The organism is bacterium (assembly GCA_012517375.1).
Classification (GTDB): domain Bacteria; phylum Hydrothermota; class Tepidihabitantia; order B3-TA06; family B3-TA06; genus JAAYVC01.
Genome location: JAAYVC010000071.1, coordinates 1 through 20,908, shown reverse-complemented (window position 1 = coordinate 20,908; position 20,908 = coordinate 1). Strand labels below are relative to the sequence as shown.

The window sequence follows — 20,908 nt, the reverse complement described above, 5'->3', positions numbered from 1 at the left end:
TCTTAAGCTGGCAAACAATAGAATATGCTGAAAAAGAAGGACGAGCCTGCAGCACACCCCGAAAAAAAGGAGCGCGTGAGCGCTCCTTTAACAATAATTATTTCCCTACTCTGTTATTCCGCACCTTTGGAGAAATTCGGCATAGGTCAGTCCCGAGTATTCCTTTTTCTCTTTATCATAATTGGGCGTTAACGAGTAACCGGCGATGAACTCCTTACCGCCTTTGCTGAACGCTATAGCCATAGGAGGCAGCCCCATATCGGAAAGAGCCATTGTTGAATCAGGTATCGCTGCGTTTTTGTTAATCAATATATCGCCATATAAACCAGATACGTAGAGTCCCAATTTCTCGGGTTCAGAAGAACATACGACGGTTATCAAATGCCAATCCTGCCTTCCCCTGATAGACCTTGAAATGGTATCTATCAAAACGCCACCCATTACGTCGGGCGCCGCAAATACAAACATGTTTTTTTTCGTTTTAGAGCAAAAATTCCTTAAGCTGTCGGGGTCGAAGGAAGAAAAGGGAAGAACCAATGCTGTTCTTTGTCTTCCGGCATCAATAGTCTTGATGTTGTCAGAACTCTTAACATATTCATACTTGCCTATCGGCTGACCGCATTTTTTGCATACAGAGACGTCCTTAAAAGAGTCAGGAGTGGAATTTACGGAACCGGCGGAAATAATCTTATACACCGATATCCTGGCATAATCTTCAGTCAAGGAATCTGCAAAGAAAAGCTTCCCCGAGGACGCCCCGATAATGGGAGTATTGCACTCTATTCTTTCGACAAACTTCCTCGCCTTTAAGTTATAAATATCCAGATAATAGGGCATGAATCTTGTTTTTCTCGGAACTGCCAAAAGGCTATCATCAAGGACTGCGATTCCGTAGTAGGGATTCACATAATCCCACATTGAATCGGGATGGGTTTCGAACGCCCCTTTGTATGAAGAAGAAGTCTCTACTATTACGGCTTGAACCTTCCCGTCGGGCGTAAAAAGAAAGATCTCTGGTCCGAAGGTGCTGACTAACGCGATATAGTCGCCTGACTTAGCGCACATGACGCTCGGGATAATCTTGTTCTTCAATCGCGAAAGATGAGAAAGCGTTGAATCGGGGTAGAAATCATCATAAAAGAAAGGCTCGCGTTCAAGTGCGGTATCGTATATGCAGAGCCTTGGAACTGGTTTATCAGTTGAAATGCTGTAGTAGTGTCCTGCAACCCCTATCCGATTACCTAAGACGGCAAGGCTTGTGCCCCTCATCATATCCGGCGGGTATAGCAACTCTCTTGAAATTTTTCCCTGGATGTCAAAAATTGAAATACGTTGGGCTTGAAGAACGTAAAGCAAGCTTTCGGCAACAAGCGTCGCGCAGACTGCGCCATAGGGGTCGTCCTCGCCCATCCTTACGCTACGAATCAAATCAAGGGAACGGGAATAGAAATAAAGCCTTGCAGGCGTGCGAAGAACGTACCCAATGGGTGTTTCTGTCCATGTTGTAATGCCCTGGTATATAGTGCCTGTTGGATAATAGAAACCCCTCACGTAAAGCTCCTGTATTTTCTCAAGCGAGATAGATTTTGCATAAACCTGTCGAGCGTCGCCCGATATTAGCAGAAGCACAAGGCCAAGGGTTGGCATAAGCCAACCCTTGGCGATTTTTAAGCCTTTATTGACTCTCACAATAATCCTCTAAAGCGGCATCAAGCTGGGCTTTATTCCAACTCATCACTATTGTTCCGCTTTCATTGTTCCGGTAGTCTGTCATAGTAGTTTGAATCACGTTGAAGTAATAGTAGTTGGCGTCCTCTCCGGCATATCCGTCGTATTCCTGAACTGGGGTTTCGCATGGAGACGAGTACAGATCAATTATGCAGTTGATGCTACCTGTTCCGTCGCACTCGATAGTGAACCATCCATCGCCTAAATCTATAAGATGGCCTTTGACGTATATTGTTTTAGGGGTGCATCCTCCACCGATAGTTATTTTTGCCGATGCTGCTACCGGTATTACCGCCATTATTATTGCCGCGAGCGTTATTATTCTCTTCACTTTATCTTATCCTCCTTACATTCAGGAGCTGCACTTTGTGCAGTTAGTGCGTTTTTTCCGGGCGTCCCTCTGCCCTTGCACCTTCCTGCTCATTGCTCGCTCCTCAGGGACTCGACGCCCTTCCCCCGAATTTTAGTCATTTTTTTTTTTCTTGTCAAGAGGATTAATATCTAATTCAGTTTTTACGCTGTTAAAAGTATCACATAACATATAAGTATTAACTATCGCATATCTTCGGTCCGATCGGCAGCCCCAGCCCCCCCTTAATAAGGGGGGCAAATTCTCATTGAGAAAGCACCAAACCTTGACATTTCCCCCACTCTCGGATAGACTTAGATAGTATCGAAATACTTAGTACAGCGAGGTTAACGATTTAGTCATGAGTACGTCTAACAAGACGGATGGAGATTTATGAACGATAACAGTAATCACCTGCCTTCAGTTGAGCCGCCGCCCAGGATTGAACCCAAAAAAGGCGGAATTGCGAGCGATCTGAAGGGTCTTGGCGATAAGGTCAAGCGGATGACAAAGCGCATAACTAAAAAAGATTGGATAACTTACGGCATCGTGATACCGGCGTTCTTCTACGCCTTTCTGGGAGGGATAGCTTTAATCCTCATCATGGTCGCCGAGAAGGACCTGCCCGACCCTGAGTCCTTGCAGGCATACAAGCCGGCTGTAACATCAAAGGTCTTCGACCGCAACGAAAAGCTCATATTCGAATTCTTCGAGGAGCGCCGGGACCCCATTCCCTTAGACAGCATGCCTCCGAAACTCGTGAAGGCATTCGTCGCAGTGGAGGACCCGCGATTCTATCACCATTGGGGTTTGAGCACCTACGATATAATGCGCGCATTTGTAAAGAACTTGCTTTACATGAGGGTGGTGGAGGGAGCTAGCTCAATTACCCAGCAGCTCGCACGCAATATGTTCCTGAACTTTGAATCTTCGATAATGCGAAAGGTCAAGGAGGCCGTTCTCGCTATAAAGCTCGAGAAGATGTATTCCAAGGACGAGATACTAGAGATGTACCTCAACCAGGTGAACTTCGGGCACGGTTCATACGGCGTCGAGGCAGCTGCAGAGCGCTACTTTGACAAGCATTTGAACGAACTCAACACGGCCGAGCTCTGCTTTCTTGCAGCTCTTCCCAAAGGCGGAGCATATCACCTGCCCTATGATAATCCTGAACTCGTAAGGAAGCGCCGCGACAAGTTCATCAACGCGCTTTACGAGGAGAAGGAGATAACCAAGGAGGAACGAGACGAGGCGCTCGCCTTCAAGATTGAGCTTGCTCCGCGCAAGGTTCCGCCCGCCGAAGCTCCCTATTTCGTGGAGGAGATCCGCAGATACCTTGAGCGCAAGTACGGAGCCGATTTCATATACAGGGAGGGATGCTACATTTATACGACTCTTGACCTGGATATGCAGCGTGCTGCCAATAATGCCGTCGAGGACCAGATCCTAAAGATAGAGCACGAGAAGGAGCTGAAGGTTCTTAAGGCCGATTACGATACGGTAACCTTCACTGACAATACGCCTGCGCCGAAGTATCTCCAGGCAGCGCTCGTTGCGCTCAACACCCACACGGGCGAAGTGCTCGCGCTCGTTGGCGGCAGGGATTACAAGCAGAGCTCCTTTGACCGCGCGGTGCAGGCAAAGCGACAGCCCGGCTCCTCCTTCAAGGTTTTCGTCTACACGGCGGCGATAGACAACGGCTTCACTCCGGGCGACGTTGAGTTCGACGCACCCGTTATGGTACGCATGGGACGCTCTCTCTACGCTCCTGCTAACTGGGACAGACAGTTCTTCGGGCCTATGACTCTGCGCGAAGCTCTTGCCCAGTCCAGAAACCTTATATCAGTCCGGTTAACCCGCTATGTCGGGCCTGAGGTTGTAGTGGATTACGCGCACAAGATGGGTATCCAGTCGCCCTTAAAGCCGGTTCTTTCTATAAGCCTGGGTGCGGTCGAGGTCTCGCCTATAGAGATGGCTACCGCCTTTGCCACCCTTGCCAACCAGGGAAGGAGGGTAGAACCCGTATTCATAACGCGAATCGTTGCAAGAGACGGAAAAGTCATAGAGGAATGGTTTCCTCAGGAGGGTGAAGAGGTGCTCTCCCCTCAAACATGTTTCCTCATGTGCACGATGATGCAGAGCGTCATCAATGCAGGCACTGCGAGGATAATAAGAAGCATGGGCTTTTCGAGAGTGGCGGCTGGAAAGACAGGAACAACCGATGAGTACACCGACGCCTGGTTCGTAGGATTCACGCCCGATATATCTTGCGCGGTATGGGTCGGATTCGACAAGAAGCAGCCTATCTACCGCGGAGCGGGAGGCGGTTCCTGCGCAGCTCCTATATGGGCCAATTTCATGAAGGCGGCGACCGACAGCATGCCGGAATCGAACTTCCAGGTTCCAAAGGGCATTATCTCGAGACCCATATGCAATCTGACCGGACAGCTGGTATCGCCCGACTGCCCGTCTAACGAGACGCGCATGGAGTACTTCCTCGAGGGCACCGAACCCACCACCCAATGCCAGTACCACAGGCTGGAGAAGCTAAGGGGAGGTTCGCGCGAGGAGTTCTACGTCCTCGACAGGCGCTTGATGAGCCTGACGATAGCGGATACTTCGGGTTATTAATTTCTTTTCGAGGATGACGCACTTGCCACGCATCAACAGGCGCAAAAATCGCGCGAGGATATGAGGTTTTGTGACGCCTGGAACAGGTCTCATCAAAGAAAAGGCGGTAAAACCCAGACTGGATATTTACAATGTTTATGAAAAGCTCTTTTCATTCTGGGGACCTCAGGGCTGGTGGCCCGGCGAGAGTCAGCTTGAGATCATTATCGGCGCGCTCCTCGCGCAGGCTACGAGCTGGCGCAACGCCGCTCTTGCAGTAGAAAATCTAAAATCCAATGGCTTGCTTGAAGAGCCGCTTGAGTCTTCAAAAAAAATAGTCGATATGCCTCAGCGCCGGCTTGAAGAGCTCATAAGACCCTCGGGCTACTACAGACAGAAAACCCTGAGACTGAAGAGTCTTTGCAAGTTTCTTATTGAGAACTTCGCAAAGACGCCGTTGTTGATAGAACCGTCCCAGAAGCTTTTGTGGCGGGAAAGGTTTTTGGGAATAAAAGGACTTGGGCATGAAACGGTGGACTCAATCCTTCTTTACGGCTTCAATGTGCCTTTGTTCGTTGTTGATGCGTATACGAGAAGAATGCTGGGCCGCCACGGGATGATAGGCGAGCGTGCAGGTTACGATGAGATAAGGCTGCTATTTGAAAAAAACATACCGGAGAGGAGCGAAATCTACAATGAATATCACGCGCTTATTGTCCGTCTCGGCAAAAACTATTGCCGCAGCGCTGCTTCTTGCGGCGGCTGCCCGCTCGCTTGAAGCAAGGGAATATATAAGAGGAATCTACCTTTCGCCGTCGTCCGCCTGCCGGGAATGGCTCATAAAAAAGATAGAAGAGTCGGCAGACAGGGGCGACCTCAACTCCGTAGTCATCGATATGAAGGACGACTTCGGTGCGCTGCGTTATCCTTCTAAAAACGATATAGCACTCTCCATAGGCGCGGTTAGACCCATAATAAACGTGGACACCCTCTTAAAACGGCTGCACGAGCACAATATCCGCGTGATAGCAAGACTCGTGTGCTTCAAGGACGATATTGCCTCGAACTACTCCGCATTCGGCGTGGCAAGGCAAGGAGGCGGTCTCTGGCAGGATGAAGGCGGCGCTCACTGGATGAACCCCTACGACGAGTCGGTGTGGGACTACCTCGCCTCAATCGCTAAAGAGCTAGAGGATTTGGGCTTCGACGAGATACAGCTCGACTACGTCCGCTTTCCTACGGACGGCGACATCTCAAGCTGCGTCTTCTACGGCTCAAAAGGCAGGATAAAGGAGCAAGCCATCGAAGGGTTCCTCAAGCGCATGCGGTCGCAGGTTTCCGCGCCCTTGTCTGTTGACGTATTCGGGTATGCGGCATGGAGAACTTTGAAGCGCGAGGGCCAGGAACTATCGCGAATAGGTCCAAACGTAGACTATATCTGCCCCATGCTCTACCCATCCCATTTCGCGGATTCGGACTTCAGGGGTCTGCCTGTAAGGGAGTTCTGGGTCTACTACGAAAGCGTCAGTTCTGCATACAAGCTACTGGGAAGCTCCAGTGCGCGAGTGGTGACTTACGTCCAGGGTTTTTCGTGGAAGGCTCCCGGCTACGGACCCGACTACATCCACAATCAGATACTGGGTTCTCTCGGCGCAGGAGCCGACGGATTCTTCATCTGGAACGCCTCGGGCGACTACCTTCCGGCATTCGAGGCGCTCAGCTGGGGCGGAAGTTCACTCCGAGAGATAGCCTGTCCGAGTTCCCAAGAAAACCGTACGAAAAGTATACAGCATCCACCGATATATGAACTAACGGAGTCAATTCGTATTCATATCCCAGGCCGAAACTGGTTCCTCCCCAAGTTCCTAGATGGTATCCGGAACGGTAGCCGGCGCGAAGGCTGATTCCTGATGAACCTGCCAGCTGCTCGGGCTTTATGTAAATCTTGAGCTCTCCGCCTATGGCAAGACTCGGCGCCGCATCGATAGGCCAGATAAGATCGGAGGAGAGTATCAGGTGGCTTTTATTGAAGGGAAAAATCATGGCCAGTCCTCCTCTCGCTGTAGTGGGAGGAAACTCGAGATCGGAGATGAAACTTCTGGGTGTCCCGAGATTCTCAAGCTTCAAACCGAAATAAAGGTACTTAGTTGGGTTGACCTTCACGCCGAAATCTCCAAGAATGGAGTAGGCGCGATAGGTGTGTATCTTTGACGCCACAAACTTGCCGGTTGCGCCAAGCGAAAGATAGCTTTTTACCTGCCACCCTGCCCCGACCGAGCCCAGCGCGTCCCATACCGTAAAGGCGCCTTGACTTACGCCGTTCTCATCCCTTAATGTGTCGGTCGCAGAAAGGTAAGCTCCGGCAAGCCCGGCTGATATAGAGCCCTTGCGCACCACAGGGAAGACGAGTGCGCCGCTTCCGTAAACAACGTTATCGTAAAGATTCATTATCATGCCGGAAAGCTCAAAGCTCTTCATCATGCCCATGCCTGCAGGATTCCAGAACATGGCGTTTGCGTCGTCGGAGATGGCGGTAAACGCCTCTCCCATTGCCACGGGTCTTGACCCTACCCCTAACTTGAGAAACGGCATCCCTATCGTTACCGCCTGCATCAAAGCCAAGGAGAGGTTCATTACTACTGAGGTCATAGGTGCGCCTCTCCCATTGCCACGGGTCTTGACCCTACCCCTAACTTGAGAAACGGCATCCCTATCGTTACCGCCTGCATCAAAGCCAAGGGGAGCGAGCGGCCGGATGCCGCGTGCGCAAAACACCGTTTTGCAGAAGGAAAGGAGGGAGCGAATAAGCATGGCCTGGAAACCTGCAACTCGGGAGAGTACAGATAGCGGGAGGTTTCAGTAATCACCTGGAGCCTCTAGGATACTCTTGCATGATTGAAATCCGTCTCATGCATCACGGGCCGAGAATCCGAGGTGGAGAATAGTGTTTACCATAGAATTGAAACGGTCACCTGCGGAATAAATCTTCCTCCGTAACTCGCTCTGGCTTCAAGGCTGGCGCTCATCCTGCTTGCGGAATAGACAAGGCCAAGCGTCGCCGAACCTGCATAGCCGAATCCATCAAGAGGCTCCTCGTGATCGGTCGCGCTGGAGTAGATGGCCCCCCATGCATATCCTGCCGTCGCGCCGAGCGAACCCACAGGTCTTACCACAGCGCCCTTGAACGGGTCATACACGGCGTCCACGCCTGCGGCTCCAGTGAGATTGAGCCTGTAAGTCGAATAGATGTCTTCGGGAAAGAAGACTGATGGACCGAGAACGGACACCCGGGGCCTTACGCAAAACCGCTCAAGGGGTCTGAACACCCACGAGGCAGAAAGGGATAAGGGTATACCGTTAAGATTCGACGGCGAGAAGAGATAGCCTAGAGAAAGGGAGAGACTGGAAAGCCTTACGGCGAAGCGCGGCTCAGCAACGAAAACTATGCCTCCGTAAGGATTCGAGATGAGTATTCCGCTTGCCGACACTGAAAAGCCGTTATTCTGCATTAGACTGGAAGAGACGTTATCGGTCGCAAGAAGCGCTCCAACGTTATCCTGGGCAAAACCTCCCAGTAGGATTGATATATATATTACACCCATGAGGGGATTATAGGTCCTGCATTCATCTTGTCAACGCAAGCAGAGCCTTTACGTCGCGGCTTCCCGTGGACGAAATTACGAGTAAATACTCCGTTCACCTTGGCAAGTTCGAATATGGATAGTCTTAAAAATAATGACTCTTGGAGCAATGAATAAATACCATCCATACTTCTTGGGGACCCATCCCTCTTACCCTCTCCTGTGGATTTTCAAGAGAGTGGTGTGTTAAAGGTGTTACAGAGGGTCCCCGGAGTTTTGCGTATGCAAAACTCTGGGGATTTATTCAGGTGGGCCTGTAAGCCGAATTCTGTCGAGTGCGTTCATTTATCTAGGGCCAGCGCGTTGCCGCGGGCCTCCTGCAGCCTACCCGCAGGCTGACGATTGCTCCTCAATCGTTTAGAATAATCGTGGTTTAAACGATTATTCACGAAGACGGAGCAACCGTCGGACGGGCAATCCATGCCTGCTGCTTGGCCTTGCTCCGAGTGGAGTTTGCCGTGCCCCTTCCGTTACCGGAAGGGCGGTGCGCTCTTACCGCGCCGTTTCACCCTTGCCGGTGCCCGGTTTGACGGACACTTGGGCGGTCTGTTCTCTGTGGCACTTTTCAAGGATTGCTCCTTCCGGCAGTTAACCGGCACCCTGCCCTGTGGAGTTCGGACTTTCCTCTACGTCATAATCGACGCAGCGAACGCCCGGCCCACCTGACATGGATATTGTAAGTCCTTAGAACAAGGTGTCAAGACCTGTGCGAGAAGGACTATAATCATTGGAACTGTAGCTTTTCAGTACACCTTGTTGCAGTTTAATACAAAAAAACAAAATAATAATTGATTACACTTTTAACATCTTACAAACTGATTTAACTTACGAATCAGTAGGAACCTGGCACAATCTTTGCTTTATATAAAGATGACAATTTGGAGGGCAGCTTGGAGAGATTGGCAGCTGGGAGCCAATCGCCAAGACTAAGGTACTTTGAGTGGTGTATTCTCCAAGCCTTAGCTTGAAGGCGGCCTTACAGGAGGGGCCGCCTTCACTGAAATTGCAATCGTCATATGTGCAATCCCCTAGGTTAGAAAAAGAGGAACGCTCGAGCGCTCCTCTTTTCGTTTTTAATAATCTCTTAATGACTTCTGTACGCTTCACTTTTGAACTTCCTTTGCTGTGCGAATCAAGCGCACCGGACTGGAAAAACTTAAATCAGCAGACGCCATCGAGACAGGCCCATTCGGGGGCAAAGTAGCTTGTCATAGGCTTCAATACAGTATGCGATATTGACAGTGTAAGTTTCGCTTAACTTAGCGACCCAATCACGGCGCCGGCAGTATAACTTCTAGGAATCAACGGCATGAAGTCAGTCTGAGAGCTGCAAGCGGGATAGTTAAGGACATTGATTCCGCAAGCAGATTAGCGGCGTCCGGCGATTGGATCCCTGCTTCAATGACAGGGATGAAACCCGACTTACTGGCTCTGAACTTTGTCTTCGTACGAGGCGGTTATAAACTCGCCGCCTTCGGTTACCGTTGCCGTAAGGTGAAAGTATGATGGTTCGCTCATCGTAATCACGGCTCTTCCATGATCCGCAGCAGGCTGTTTGGTGGAAATTGTCAGCACACCGAGGGTGATGTCTTCTCTAGTGAAGGTTATGGTATAGGTTTGCACTTCATCAGGCACTTGACATTCGATGAACGTTTTAACCTGAACTTGATAACCCACTTCTAACTTATCTTTACCCCACTCGGTTGTGTAATGGAAAGGATCCATGCAGTCATTTTTCATGATAACATCAATCTCCTTTCCTCTATAATACTGATCGTTGCACCCAGATGCCGGAATCATAATGCCAAGGCTGACTGCACCTGCGAGGAAGAGCAGTCTTTTAAGCGCTGAAAAACGCTTATTCATCTTTAGCCTCCTGGTTTTATTGCTAACTATAGACGAAGCGCTCCGCTTTTATGCTGCTGATTGAATTATTGCAAAAAAAAGGGGCTTGTCAATAGGTTCAGCTTTTTTTAAGAAGTCAAGGCTCTGCCTTGTTGATCAAATGCGACCGCCTGACGAAACTGCATCAGCAACTAATGAATTCTTTTACTTGAGCTTCGCGAACGCCCGCTTAAGCCCCTGGGCAAGCGTCGAGCGCGTTTCAAGCCCCGAGATGTCTATACCAAGATGGATGATTGCCTGCGCAACCTCGGGACGAATGCCAGTGACTAGGCAGTCGGCGCCGAGAAGCTTAACGGATTCCACCGTCTTTAATAGATGGTTGGCTATTGAGGAATCGACTGTCGACACTCCAGTGATGTCGATTATCGCTATCCTGGACTGGGTGGCGGTGATAGCGGCAAGGAGTTCCTCCGCGAGATGCTCTGCGCGTCTGGTGTCCAGAACGCCTATCAAGGGGATGACCAGCACTCCATCCCAGATCTGTATGACAGGCGTCGATAGCTCCACTATCGCCGAACGCTGCCGCTCGATGAGCGCAAGCTTGTCATTTAGCTCCTCCTCGATGCGCCTGCGGTCTGCCAGCTCCTTTTCCAGTTCGGCTGTTCTATCAGAAACCATCTTCTCTAGCTCCTCGTTCTTGAGGCGGTATATCTGGGCCTCCCGCTCCTTCTTGTCGCTTTCATGTTTCAGCTTGAGCCTGGAAATCTTCTCCTCATTCTCCTCATTGAATATCTTTGATCTGAGCTCGCTTTGTTTCTTCGCGTATTCAAGAGCTTTTCTGTAGTCCCTCATGCTCTCATACAGCTGAGTCAGTTGCGCGTAAACCGCAAGCTCCGCTTCGCTGGCCTGGCAATCCTTTGCCAAGCTCAATCCTTTGCTCAGATACTCAAGTGCATTTTCGTGCTTGCCCATCTCAACGTATACACTGCCTGCACTAAGATAGCAGCCGGCCATCCAGTTTTTGTTTCCTGCCTTTGTGGCTGCTTCAATTCCCTTCCGGTGGTACTCAAGGGCTTTTTCATATTCCTTGCGAACGGAATGAATGAATCCAAGATTGTTGTAGACCATGGCGATTCCGTGTTTCTGCTCGATGTTTTCATAGATTTCAAGAGCCTTGAGGTTATACTCCATTGCCTCATCTTATCTTTCCAGATTCTTTAAGGTCACTCCGAGATTATTGTAGGTGATGGCGATTTTATACTTCTCGCTCCCCTCTTTGTAATACTCCAGTGATTTATACAAATACTCCAGCGCCTTTTCATATTCGCCTGTATGCAGATACACAAGACCGATATTGTTGTTTGAATTGCCCATGCCTACCTTGCTTCCAATCTCTTCATTGATCTTCAGGGATTCGATGTATAAATCCATGGCTTGGTCGAAATTCCCGCGGATGAAGTGCGAAATACCCATGTTTATAAAGCTCCCTGCCTGCCCTTCCTTGTGATCGATGCGCCTGGAGAGTTCAAGGGCTTGCATTGCGTAATCGAACGCCTTGACAGGATCAATCCCGGTAAGAGCATAAGACAAGTCGTTGAGGGCTCTTATCGTTTGAATTCCATTATCCCCTTCCTTCTGCAGCTTTTGAAGATTCTTCTCCAGCTCTTTTATTTTATCCGACGCCTCAGGCACCTGAACCTCCGATAACGCTGAACGCCCATTTCAACCCTTCGGCTAGAGTCGAACGTGTTTCGAGCCGGCCTATATCAATACCGAGATAGATGATGGACTGCGCAACCTCAGGCCGGATGCCAGTGACTACACAGCCAGCGCCGAGAAGCCTCACTGATTCCACCGTCTTTATTAGATGGTTAGCTATTGAGGAATCGACTGTCGACACTCCAGTGATGTCGATAATGGCTATCCTGGACTGGGTGGCGGTGATAGCGGCAAGAAGTTCCTCCGCGAGATGCTCTGCGCGTCTGGAGTCCAGAACGCCTATTAAAGGGATGACCAGCACTCCCTCCCATATCTTTATGACCGGCGTGGAGAGCTCGAGAATCGCACCCTGTTGGTTTTCAATGACGGAGAGTTTTTCCTTTAAGTCCTCCTCGGCTTTTCTCCTGCCTACGCCAAGAGAGATAGCTTCCGCTACGAAATTAAAGATATCCAAATCGTCGAAGGTGTATTTTACCTCGTCTTTGTAAGTCTGAAGTACCACTACTCCTATAACTTTTCCGCCTATCTTCAATGGAACACCCATCCACATCTTCGAAAGATTGCCGACAGTCTCGACAATCCCCTGCTCTGTCAGGAAACGGTGGAGCTCCTCGTCGACGAGAAGAGGTTCGGCCTGCCTGCGGACGTAGTCCGTGAGCGACTTCTTGAGCTGCTGCGGGGTATAGTCTTCGACAATATCCTTTTCGTCAACCTCATATGGAAACGTGTACGTATCGCTCGCTTCGTCGTAAAGAGCCACATAGAAATTAGCGGCTTCCAGAATCTTGCTCAGCTCGGCATGGATGGCAGCAAAGAGTTCATGGAGCGAATCCCTTGTGCTCAAGGACTGGGAGATGTTGAAAAGAACTGACTGAACCTTTTCGGCGCGCTTGCGTTCAGCCAGCTCCTTTTCCAGTTCGGCTGTGCGTTCAGCTACCATGCGCTCAAGCTCCTCGCTCTTCAGCTTGTAAAGCTGGGATTCCTTCTCCTTCTGCTCGGTTTCGTATTTAATCTCCAGATTCTCTATCTTCCTTTTATTTTCCTCCGAGAATATCTTCGATTCGAGTTCGTGTATCTCTTTATAAAAAAGAAGTGCGTTCTGGAAATCCTTTCTTGCCTCGTAAAGTTCTACCAGAAAGCGAAATATCGAGAGTTCCTGATGGCTCGACTTCATCTCCTCTGCAAGTTCCAGCCCCTTCTTCAGATACTCATCTGCCTTATCGTATTCAGCCGTCCTGGTGTAAAGCGCGCCCATTCCCTTGTATGCGATTGCGGTATCCAGCTTGCTTGCGTTTTTTTCAGCATTCTCTAGAGCGATGTGGTAGTGCTCGAGCGCCCTTTCGTATTCTCCCAAACCCCTGTAGCAGTTGCCTATGTAGGAGTGGCATCCGGAAAGATCTTTCTCGATGCCGAGCTCCTCGTAAAGTTCAAGGCTTTTTAAGAGATATTTGAGCGCTTCGTTATAATCACCCTGAGCCTCGCAGATGACGCCTATGTTGGTCAGCGCCTTGCCCTGGGACTCTCTATTGCCGACTTTTTCGAATATATCCGCCGCTTTCATGTGATTGGAGCGGGCAAGATCCGGCTTGGAGAGGTTCATGTATATAAGCCCCATATTGTTGAAGCTTGCCGCCTGGCAGTTCTCGTCGCCCATCTCTTCCGATATCTCCAATGCCTTCAGGGAACATTCAAGCGCCTTTTCAAAATCGCCCTTAAGCCAGTAGTATATGCCCATAGTTCTGTGACCTTTTGCCTGCCCCATGGGATACTCCAGCTTCTCGGCAAGTTCAATAGCCCTTGCCGAGTATTCCCTTGTCCTCTCGAGGTCGTTCGAGTAGCAGCTGAAAGCGAGCTCGTTCAGTATCTCAACCGTCTCCTCCGTCTCTTCGGCCTTTTCTATAAGCGCTGCGAGCTTCTTCTCAAGCGCATCGACCCGTTTATCCGGCATATTAATCTGCACTGTTTCGACCTCCCTGCAAAGCTGAATCCCGGTTTCCTTCTCCTGTAATTTTTAACAATGGATAACAATATACTGAAAGTATGCTTGTACGCCTGTTAAGATATTCTCCTACCACTATCTCAGAATCCTCCTGTTGAATAAATTGCCCTTTAAAAATCCGCTTTCTTAAAATAATACTCTCAGTAATATCAGTATAGCTTCGGATGATTGGTTGTCAAGCTGCAAAAATGCGATTAAGTCATATTCAACTTAAGGACATAAGAATCGATTTCAAGACAACTTAGAACTGAATTATTTCCATCGTATAAACAAAACAAGGGCGGCTTCGCCGCCCTTAAAAAAAATCGTGAGTTTAGGTTACTTTTTGTTCTCAAACCAGGGCCTCGAGCGTTCGGCAAGCTCCTTCAGCCATGCGTAGCGCTCGTCAATCTGGCGGTCCATCTCTTTGACCTGGTCTTCCGTAAGATGGCGGAAACGGCCCTGCGGCTTCATGTAATCCGTTATCGGCTTCTTTTGGGGGTCCATCGAAAGCTTGTAGTATTTGCCTTCGTATATTTCGTAAAGCGGAAAAACGTGCGTCTGAACAGCAAGTCTTGCAAGCTGGACGGAGATATCGGGCGAAGCGCGCCATCCCGGCGGGCAAGTTGCGAGTACGTGAATGAACTTTGAACCCTGGATGGACATAGCCTTCTCTATCTTCTTGATGAAGTCCTCGGGATAAGCTATTGACGCCGATGCGGTGTAGGGTATCCCGTGAGCGGCCATTATTGCCATCATGTCCTTCTTGCGCTCCTGCTTGAAGTGCCGGGCGGGCGTGGTAGAGGTTACGGCGCCCCAGGGGGTGGAAGAGGAGCGCTGGACGCCCGTGTTCATGTAAGCTTCGTTATCGTAGCAGAAGTAGATTATGTTGTCGTTGCGCTCCACTGTGCCGGAAAGCGCCTGTATGCCGATGTCGAACGTTCCGCCGTCGCCTGCCCACGCCACGACGTTTACGTCCTTTTCGCCTCTGGCGTCAAGCCCTGCACGTATTCCGGATGCGGTTACCGCGGCGGTCTCGAACGCGCAGTGGAATAAAGGCACTCCTGCGGCAGAGTATGGGAACGGCCCGTCAATGACTGCCCAGCAGCAGGCAGGAATGGCAAGGATGGTCCTCGGGCCGAGCGCCTTAAGCGCATAACGCATTGCGATGGTCGCCCCGCAGCCCTGGCAGGCCTTGTGGCCCGAGCACATTATCTCGCGTTCTGGAATAGTGTACTTCATATCTTCGCTCCTATCCAGACGATATCCTGGGAAGGATGATCCTCCTTTATAGTCGTAAGAATCATCTCCTTTATTGTATCCATTGGCACGTCGCGGCCGCCGAGACCTGCAATGTAGCCCCACATGGGAGGTCTCGACTTGACGTTGTATAGCGCGGCCTTGGTTTCTGAGTAGAAAGCTCCCGACATACCGAAGCTTATGTTGCGGTCTATCACTAAAAGCTTCTTGCGTCCTCCGAGAAGCTTTCGGAGAAGCTCGGAGGGGAAGGGTCTGAACACGCGGATTCGAAGCAGCCCGACCTTGTGGCCTTCCTCGCGAAGCTTATCTATCACCGGTCTGGCTGTTGAGGCAATGGAGGCGGATGTAACAAGCACGGTATCGGCGTCGTCCAGTTTGTAGGTTTCAACAAGACCGTATTCGCGGCCGAAGATTTCTCTAAACTCCTTGCCGGTTTCCTCTATGAGACCAAGCGCCTGTTCTTGGGCCTTCTGGATCTTGTAGCGAAGCTCGTAGTACCAGTCAGGGCCTGTGAGTCCGCCGTAGGCGGAGGGCTTATCCACATTCAGCCGGTACTCGTTCGTGAACCTGGGAAGATAGGCGTCCACTTTTGCCTGGTCGGGGATTTCGCAGTTCTCGTTGGTGTGGGAAAGAACGAAGCTATCAAGAACGACCATAACGGGCAGGTAAATCTTTTCCGCGACCTTGTAGGCCTGTATCACGGAGTCGAGGACCTCCTGTATGGAGGAGGTATATATCTGAAGCCAGCCCGTGTCGCGCTCCGAGATCGAGTCAGTCTGCTCCGTCCAGATGGTCCAGGGCGGCGCCATGGCGCGGTTGATGTTTCCCATGACTATAGGCAGCCGCGCGCCCGTTGCCCAGTGAAGGACTTCGTGCATGAGCGCCAAGCCCTGAGCAGAGGTGGCGGTGAAGGTTCTGGCGCCTGCCGCAGATGCGCCGATGGAAGCGGCCATAGCCGAATGCTCGCTTTCGACCTTTATGAACTGCGCCTTAAGGTCTCCGTCCGCGCACATGTTCGAGAGGAGTTCTACGACCTCGGTCTGAGGCGTTATCGGGTATGCGGCTATTACCTCCGCTCTGGAGAGGAGGGCGCCCCATGAGAGGGCGTGGTTGCCCATTATGACTTTCTGCATCAGTCCTCCTTCACCATTGCGATGGCGTCCTTCGGACACTCCACCGCGCAGATGCCGCATCCCTTGCAGAAATCCAAAACGACAAGCGGGTAGTCTTCCGCGTCAATCTCTATGGAAACATCGGGGCAGAACTTCCAGCAGATTCCGCACTTGATGCATTTTTCCTTGTCTACCACAGGTCTCAGGTTGCGCCATGACCCGGTCTTGTTGACGGTCATACGGCCTAAGGACATCGCCATGGGCGGCATGTCACTCTCGCGTTCCCATTTGATTTCTTCACTCATATTCACTCCTTGGGCGCTTCGGCCGTCTGGTAGGCTTCCTCGGCGGCTTTGACGTTGTCTTCCTGCTTTACGGGCGACAGCTCTTTTACGGCCTCGCGAACGGCATCCAGACCGACGAAACCGGTGATCTTGGCGAATGCGCCCAGAATAGCCGTGTTAACAATGGGCGCCGCCTTTGAACCGAGTCCATACTTTATAGCAATCGTGGTAGCATCGATAGTGGCCACCCTGAAGCCTGAAAACTTGGGGAAATCCTTTGGGTTTTTATCGGTATTGATGATTATCCAGCCGTTCTTCTTGAGTCCTTCCGTGACGTCAATGGCCGATATGAGGGTCGGCTCCAGCACAACGAGATGGTCGGGTTCGTATATCTTCGAGCGTATGTATATCGGATGATCATCGATACGCGTAAATGCGACCACAGGCGCGCCGCGGCGCTCGACTCCGTACTCGGGAAATGTTTGAACAAAGCGTCCTTCCTTAGCAACGGCTAAGGCGAGAGCCTTGGAGGCAATAACGGTTCCCTGGCCGCCGCGACCGTGAAAGCGTATCTCAAGCATCTGGCCTCCTTTTTACTGATTTGAGCGGACGAAGCCCGCTCGAATCAAAATTAATAATCTCATTAACCAGCATCGTTACGTAAAAATAATGCGGCTCAAAGGCCGCATCCCCTGAAAAAAATATCCTATAAGCAGCACAAGATGCTTAAAGTCTTGGCGCTTATAGCGATTCATTTGCAAGATTCCTTTTGACTTCGCTTAGTACTTCAGCACCGATGCCGCCCATGTAAAGCCGCCTCCGAATGCGGCAAAAAGCACAAGGTCGTCTCTTTTTATGAGTCCTTTCGACACCGCATCGTGGAAGGCTACCGGTACGGTTCCGGCAGACATGTTCCCGTGCCACGAGATGGTCACGTGCGTCTTCTCCATCGGTATTCCGGTGCGCTTGCATGTCGACTCGATTATCCTTATATTTGCCTGGTGGGGCACAAATAGCGTGATGTCCGAGGCGGTCACTCCCGCCTCATTGAGGGCTTGCTCCGCAGCGTCGCCCATCGTGCGAACGGCATGCTTGAATATCGGATTGCCTTCCATACGGATGGTGTGAAGATTCTTTGCAACAGTCTCCTCGGAAGCCGGCATGCGCGAACCGCCTGCGGGCTGAATGAGAAGGTCCCCGAGCGAGCCGTCCGCTCCTAATACGGATGAGAGGAACCCCCTGTCCTCGTTCGTCGGCGCGATTATTGCTGCGCCTGCGCCGTCTCCGAACAGCACGCACGATGAGCGGTCCTTCCAGTCCGTTATCTTGGTTAGTATGTCGGCTCCGGCGACAAGAATCGGCTTGGCTATTGTTGAAAGCATGGATGCCCCGATATCCATCGAGTAAAGGAATCCTGAGCATGCCGCGGATACATCGAAAGCGGGAATTCCTGGAACGTTGAGACCTTTTTGAACCCAGCAAGCCGTTGATGGGAATAGCGTGTCGGGAGAGATGGTCCCGACGATTATGGCTCCAAGAGATGCTGCGGCAAGCCCTGCGTTCTTTAAAGCCTCTTTCGCTGCTTCCATGACGAGGTCGGACGTCGCCTGAAGAGCCGAAGCAATGTGGCGCTTCTCGATTCCTGTACGCGTCTTTATCCATTCGTCCGTGGTGTCGACCATTTTCTCCAAATCGAAGTTGGTCAGAACCTTTTCGGGCAGAAAAGACCCCGTGCCGAGTATCTTGAATCGTCTAAAAAAACTCATAATAAGCTTGCTCCTTGGGAGTACTTTTACTCCCGAAAGAATCGTTATGCATTGTTCTTCACCCCAAAAAAATGCACAGCATTTCTTTGGGGACCCCCCGTCTTCGACACTCCGAGATCGCGTGTCAGGGCGTGTCGTGCGTTACGGGCGGTGTGTTACGGGTTTTCCAGCCATCAGCGCCGCAAGCGCGATGGAATAGAATTTCGAATCCTCGTCGTCGCCCCTCGATGTCAGTATGCACGGAACCTTCGCGCCCGTCACTATCGCGGCTACGTGTCCGCCCGCCAGATGAGCTACGGCTTTGTAGAAAACATTCCCCGCTTCGATATCGGGGAATAAGAGAACATCGGCATCGCCCGCGACTTCGCTATCCACGCCTTTTATCTCCTTGGATTCCATGGACACTGCAAGATCCATAGCAAGAGGACCGTCTACTACGCAGCCCTTTATCTGGCCGCGCCTGTTCATCTGGGTCAGAACCGCCGCGTCCATAGTGCAGCACATCTTGGGATTGACCTTTTCTACAGCGGCTATTACAGCGACCTTCGGCTTCTCTATATCCAGTCTGTGAGCGATATCGACCGCATAGCCTATCATCTCAATCTTTTGGGAAAGATCGGGCGCAATCAATACCGCAACGTCGGTCGTGATCAAAAGCTTCGGATACGTTGGAACGCCTATAACGGTTACGTGAGAGAGCGTTTTGCCGGGCGGAAGAAGCCCCTTCTCCTTGTCAAGAATTGCCTTCATATAAACTGCAGAATCAACAAGACCCTTCATTAAAAAATCTGCCTTTCCGGCGTTTACGATTTCGACAGCTGATTGAGCGGCCTTAGTCTTGTCGCTTATGTGGATTATATGAAAGATCCCAGGATCTATCTTGTATTTTTTTGCAACTTCCTTAATCTTCGCTTCATCACCGGTAAGAGTGGCGTCGATCATGCCTTCGTTGACGCCGCGCGCGACTGCCTCTATTGTGTGAGGGTCCTCGCCTGCAGCTACGGACACCCGCATCCTCGGCAGACTTTTAACCTTGTCTACAAGCTCGGTGAGCTTCTTTACAGCCATCATGTCTCCTTTATCTCGTCGCTGTACGTTTTAGCCTTCTCCTCGCCAGAAAGAACTCTTAACGCGCCCTCGACCAGAGCCTGCATCTCGTCCTCACCGGGATAAATCTTTACCGGCGCAATGAATCCGACACGCTTCGAAACCCATTCGACGAATAGCTTATCATAGGCAAGGCCTCCTGTCAAGACCACCGCGTCGACCTTTCCCTCCAGTATCGCGGCGCGAGCGCCTATCTCCTTCGAGCATGTATAAGCCACCGCTTCGAGGATTTCTTTTGCATTCTCATCGCCTTTTTTCACGCGCTCTTCGACCTCCCTCATGTCGTTGACTCCGAGATACGCCATGACGCCGCCCTTGCCTGCAAGCATCTTGCGCCAGTCGTCCTTCGTGTATTTATCACCGAGTACGAGGCATATTAGGTCCCATGCAGGCAGGGTGCCGGCGCGCTCGGGCGCTATCGGCCCGTCGCCGTTAAGGGCGTTGTTTACGTCGACGACCTTTCCCTTCTTGTGCGCCGCTATTGAGATTCCTCCGCCAAGATGCGCTACAATAAGGTTTGCATCCTCGTATTTCTTGCCAAGGTCCTGGGCAGCGCGCCTCGCTATCGCCTTGTGGTTCAGGGCGTGGAATATGCTCCTGCGTTTAATCTCCGGTCTGCCAGTGAAGCGCGCGAGGGGCTCGAGTTCGTCAACGACCACGGGGTCGACTATAAACGACGGCTTTCCAAGAGGTTGCGCAATCGAATGAGCGATGAGTCCGCCAAGGTTCGATGCGTGCTCGCCCTGAACGCCCGCCCGCAGATCCTCAAGCATCTTATCGTCGACCTTGTACGTTCCTCCGGGGATGGAGCGGAGGAGCCCGCCCCTGCCCACCACGGCCGAGATGCTCTCGGGCGCTATACCCTGGTTTACGAGCGTCTCCAGTATGGCCCTGCGCCTGAAGTCGTACTGGTCGATTATCTTGGGGTATTTCGCTATCTCCTCAGCCGGGTGCGCGAGATTTACCGAGAAAACCTTTTTTGCGCCGTCAAATACGGCTATCTTGGTCGAAGTAGAGCCTGGATTTACTGCTAGCACGCGGTATTCTGGCAAGTTTTCCTCCTTAAAGCTGAGGATACGGATTAGGCAGAAAAAGTCAAGCAACCTGCCCCCCCGCCCGTAACACCCGTAACACACCTTACCCCTGACCCTAAGACCCTGCCCTTACGAGCCGCTAAAGGTTGCAGGGCGCTTAAGGTTGAGAAGCTCCTGTAATTTTACTCCCTAGACGTTTAATCTATAACTTGCTTGAGTACGAAGAAGCAAAGGAATTTATCAGGACTAAGAGACCCATCATCCGATTTTTTTGCGCAAAAACACTTGACATGGTATTTTTTTTTGACTATAATCATAACATAAGAAGGGCAAGGCAGGATTGACAGGGTTCCTGATTTTATTAACATTAAACTATGCGGAGGAAGAAATGAGACGCGCAGGTCTCGTAAACACAGCGTTATTCTTAGCGCTGTTCGCATTGGGTACGTCTATCGTCATTGCCGATACCGACTGG

Annotated in this window: 18 protein-coding genes and 1 other RNA gene; 4 read left to right on the top strand and 15 right to left on the bottom strand. The window is 51.0% G+C overall.

The genetic code is table 11. The features are described from left to right. Window positions 1-105: 105 nt before the first annotated feature. The gene (locus GX441_07770; GenBank protein NLI98539.1) at window positions 106-1,689 is read right to left on the bottom strand and encodes a hypothetical protein; all 1,584 of its coding nucleotides are present in this window, start codon (window positions 1,687-1,689) and stop codon (window positions 106-108) included. Further along, window positions 1,676-2,059, bottom strand: a complete 384-nt coding sequence (locus GX441_07765) for a hypothetical protein (protein ID NLI98538.1) — start codon at window positions 2,057-2,059, stop codon at window positions 1,676-1,678. The genes GX441_07770 and GX441_07765 overlap by 14 nt, the downstream gene beginning before the upstream one ends. 411 nt (window positions 2,060-2,470) lie before the next feature. Here GX441_07765 and GX441_07760 point away from each other — a divergent pair, with 411 nt between their 5' ends. The 4 genes from GX441_07760 (at window position 2,471) to GX441_07745 (ending at window position 7,534) form a co-directional block, all read left to right on the top strand. After that, complete coding sequence (locus tag GX441_07760; GenBank protein NLI98537.1) at window positions 2,471-4,708, top strand: PBP1A family penicillin-binding protein; 2,238 nt, start codon at window positions 2,471-2,473, stop codon at window positions 4,706-4,708. 70 nt (window positions 4,709-4,778) lie between these two features. Then, a complete protein-coding gene (locus GX441_07755) occupies window positions 4,779-5,465 on the top strand; it encodes a hypothetical protein (protein ID NLI98536.1) in 687 nt (228 codons plus the stop codon). Then, complete coding sequence (locus GX441_07750) at window positions 5,383-6,591, top strand: hypothetical protein (protein NLI98535.1); 1,209 nt, start codon at window positions 5,383-5,385, stop codon at window positions 6,589-6,591. The genes GX441_07755 and GX441_07750 overlap by 83 nt, the downstream gene beginning before the upstream one ends. A gap of 790 nt (window positions 6,592-7,381) precedes the next feature. Continuing rightward, window positions 7,382-7,534 carry a hypothetical protein gene (locus GX441_07745; GenBank protein ID NLI98534.1) on the top strand — a complete coding sequence of 51 codons (153 nt, stop codon included), beginning with the start codon at window positions 7,382-7,384 and terminating at the stop codon, window positions 7,532-7,534. Between the two features lie 101 nt (window positions 7,535-7,635). Here GX441_07745 and GX441_07740 read toward each other — a convergent pair whose 3' ends face one another. From GX441_07740 to buk, 13 genes are all read right to left on the bottom strand, one after another. Beyond that, window positions 7,636-8,289 carry a hypothetical protein gene (locus GX441_07740; protein ID NLI98533.1) on the bottom strand — a complete coding sequence of 218 codons (654 nt, stop codon included), beginning with the start codon at window positions 8,287-8,289 and terminating at the stop codon, window positions 7,636-7,638. 280 nt (window positions 8,290-8,569) lie between these two features. Then, window positions 8,570-8,993: RNase P RNA component class A (gene rnpB, locus GX441_07735), an RNA gene on the bottom strand. Between the two features lie 757 nt (window positions 8,994-9,750). After that, complete coding sequence (locus GX441_07730; protein NLI98532.1) at window positions 9,751-10,194, bottom strand: hypothetical protein; 444 nt, start codon at window positions 10,192-10,194, stop codon at window positions 9,751-9,753. A 183-nt stretch (window positions 10,195-10,377) separates the two neighbouring features. Continuing rightward, the gene (locus GX441_07725) at window positions 10,378-11,364 is read right to left on the bottom strand and encodes a tetratricopeptide repeat protein (protein NLI98531.1); all 987 of its coding nucleotides are present in this window, start codon (window positions 11,362-11,364) and stop codon (window positions 10,378-10,380) included. A 9-nt stretch (window positions 11,365-11,373) separates the two neighbouring features. Further along, window positions 11,374-11,865 (bottom strand): tetratricopeptide repeat protein, encoded by a 492-nt coding sequence (locus GX441_07720; GenBank protein NLI98530.1) that lies wholly within the window; start codon window positions 11,863-11,865, stop codon window positions 11,374-11,376. Further along, window positions 11,858-13,852 (bottom strand): tetratricopeptide repeat protein, encoded by a 1,995-nt coding sequence (locus GX441_07715; protein ID NLI98529.1) that lies wholly within the window; start codon window positions 13,850-13,852, stop codon window positions 11,858-11,860. The genes GX441_07720 and GX441_07715 overlap by 8 nt, the downstream gene beginning before the upstream one ends. A gap of 357 nt (window positions 13,853-14,209) precedes the next feature. Next, a complete protein-coding gene (locus tag GX441_07710) occupies window positions 14,210-15,112 on the bottom strand; it encodes a 3-methyl-2-oxobutanoate dehydrogenase subunit beta (protein NLI98528.1) in 903 nt (300 codons plus the stop codon). Next, the gene (gene porA, locus GX441_07705) at window positions 15,109-16,263 is read right to left on the bottom strand and encodes a pyruvate ferredoxin oxidoreductase (GenBank protein ID NLI98527.1); all 1,155 of its coding nucleotides are present in this window, start codon (window positions 16,261-16,263) and stop codon (window positions 15,109-15,111) included. Before porA ends, GX441_07710 begins: the two co-directional genes overlap by 4 nt. Then, complete coding sequence (locus GX441_07700; GenBank protein ID NLI98526.1) at window positions 16,263-16,502, bottom strand: 4Fe-4S binding protein; 240 nt, start codon at window positions 16,500-16,502, stop codon at window positions 16,263-16,265. Before GX441_07700 ends, porA begins: the two co-directional genes overlap by 1 nt. Window positions 16,503-16,549: 47 nt before the next feature. Continuing rightward, the gene (locus GX441_07695) at window positions 16,550-17,107 is read right to left on the bottom strand and encodes a pyruvate ferredoxin oxidoreductase (GenBank protein NLI98525.1); all 558 of its coding nucleotides are present in this window, start codon (window positions 17,105-17,107) and stop codon (window positions 16,550-16,552) included. A gap of 198 nt (window positions 17,108-17,305) precedes the next feature. Further along, window positions 17,306-18,292: a ketoacyl-ACP synthase III gene (locus GX441_07690; GenBank protein ID NLI98524.1), complete on the bottom strand. Its 987-nt coding sequence runs from the start codon at window positions 18,290-18,292 to the stop codon at window positions 17,306-17,308. A gap of 141 nt (window positions 18,293-18,433) precedes the next feature. Continuing rightward, window positions 18,434-19,360, bottom strand: coding sequence for a bifunctional enoyl-CoA hydratase/phosphate acetyltransferase (locus GX441_07685; protein NLI98523.1), 927 nt, complete (start codon window positions 19,358-19,360; stop codon window positions 18,434-18,436). Beyond that, on the bottom strand, window positions 19,360-20,451 hold the full coding sequence (buk, locus tag GX441_07680; GenBank protein ID NLI98522.1) for a butyrate kinase: 1,092 nt from the start codon (window positions 20,449-20,451) through the stop codon (window positions 19,360-19,362). The genes GX441_07685 and buk overlap by 1 nt, the downstream gene beginning before the upstream one ends. Between the last annotated feature and the right edge of the window lie 457 nt (window positions 20,452-20,908).

Bases quoted from the DNA above. Each gene is read 5' to 3' on its own strand.
- GX441_07710 (NLI98528.1), bottom strand. From the start codon at position 15,112: ATGAAGTACACTATTCCAGAACGCGAGATAATGTGCTCGGGCCACAAG.
- GX441_07725 (NLI98531.1), bottom strand. From the start codon at position 11,364: ATGGAGTATAACCTCAAGGCTCTTGAAATCTATGAAAACATCGAGCAG.
- GX441_07750 (NLI98535.1), top strand. From the start codon at position 5,383: ATGAATATCACGCGCTTATTGTCCGTCTCGGCAAAAACTATTGCCGCA.
- GX441_07730 (NLI98532.1), bottom strand. From the start codon at position 10,194: ATGAATAAGCGTTTTTCAGCGCTTAAAAGACTGCTCTTCCTCGCAGGT.
- porA (NLI98527.1), bottom strand. From the start codon at position 16,263: ATGCAGAAAGTCATAATGGGCAACCACGCCCTCTCATGGGGCGCCCTC.
- GX441_07700 (NLI98526.1), bottom strand. From the start codon at position 16,502: ATGGCGATGTCCTTAGGCCGTATGACCGTCAACAAGACCGGGTCATGG.
- GX441_07760 (NLI98537.1), top strand. From the start codon at position 2,471: ATGAACGATAACAGTAATCACCTGCCTTCAGTTGAGCCGCCGCCCAGG.
- GX441_07685 (NLI98523.1), bottom strand. From the start codon at position 19,360: ATGGCTGTAAAGAAGCTCACCGAGCTTGTAGACAAGGTTAAAAGTCTG.
- GX441_07690 (NLI98524.1), bottom strand. From the start codon at position 18,292: ATGAGTTTTTTTAGACGATTCAAGATACTCGGCACGGGGTCTTTTCTG.
- GX441_07740 (NLI98533.1), bottom strand. From the start codon at position 8,289: ATGGGTGTAATATATATATCAATCCTACTGGGAGGTTTTGCCCAGGAT.
- GX441_07695 (NLI98525.1), bottom strand. From the start codon at position 17,107: ATGCTTGAGATACGCTTTCACGGTCGCGGCGGCCAGGGAACCGTTATT.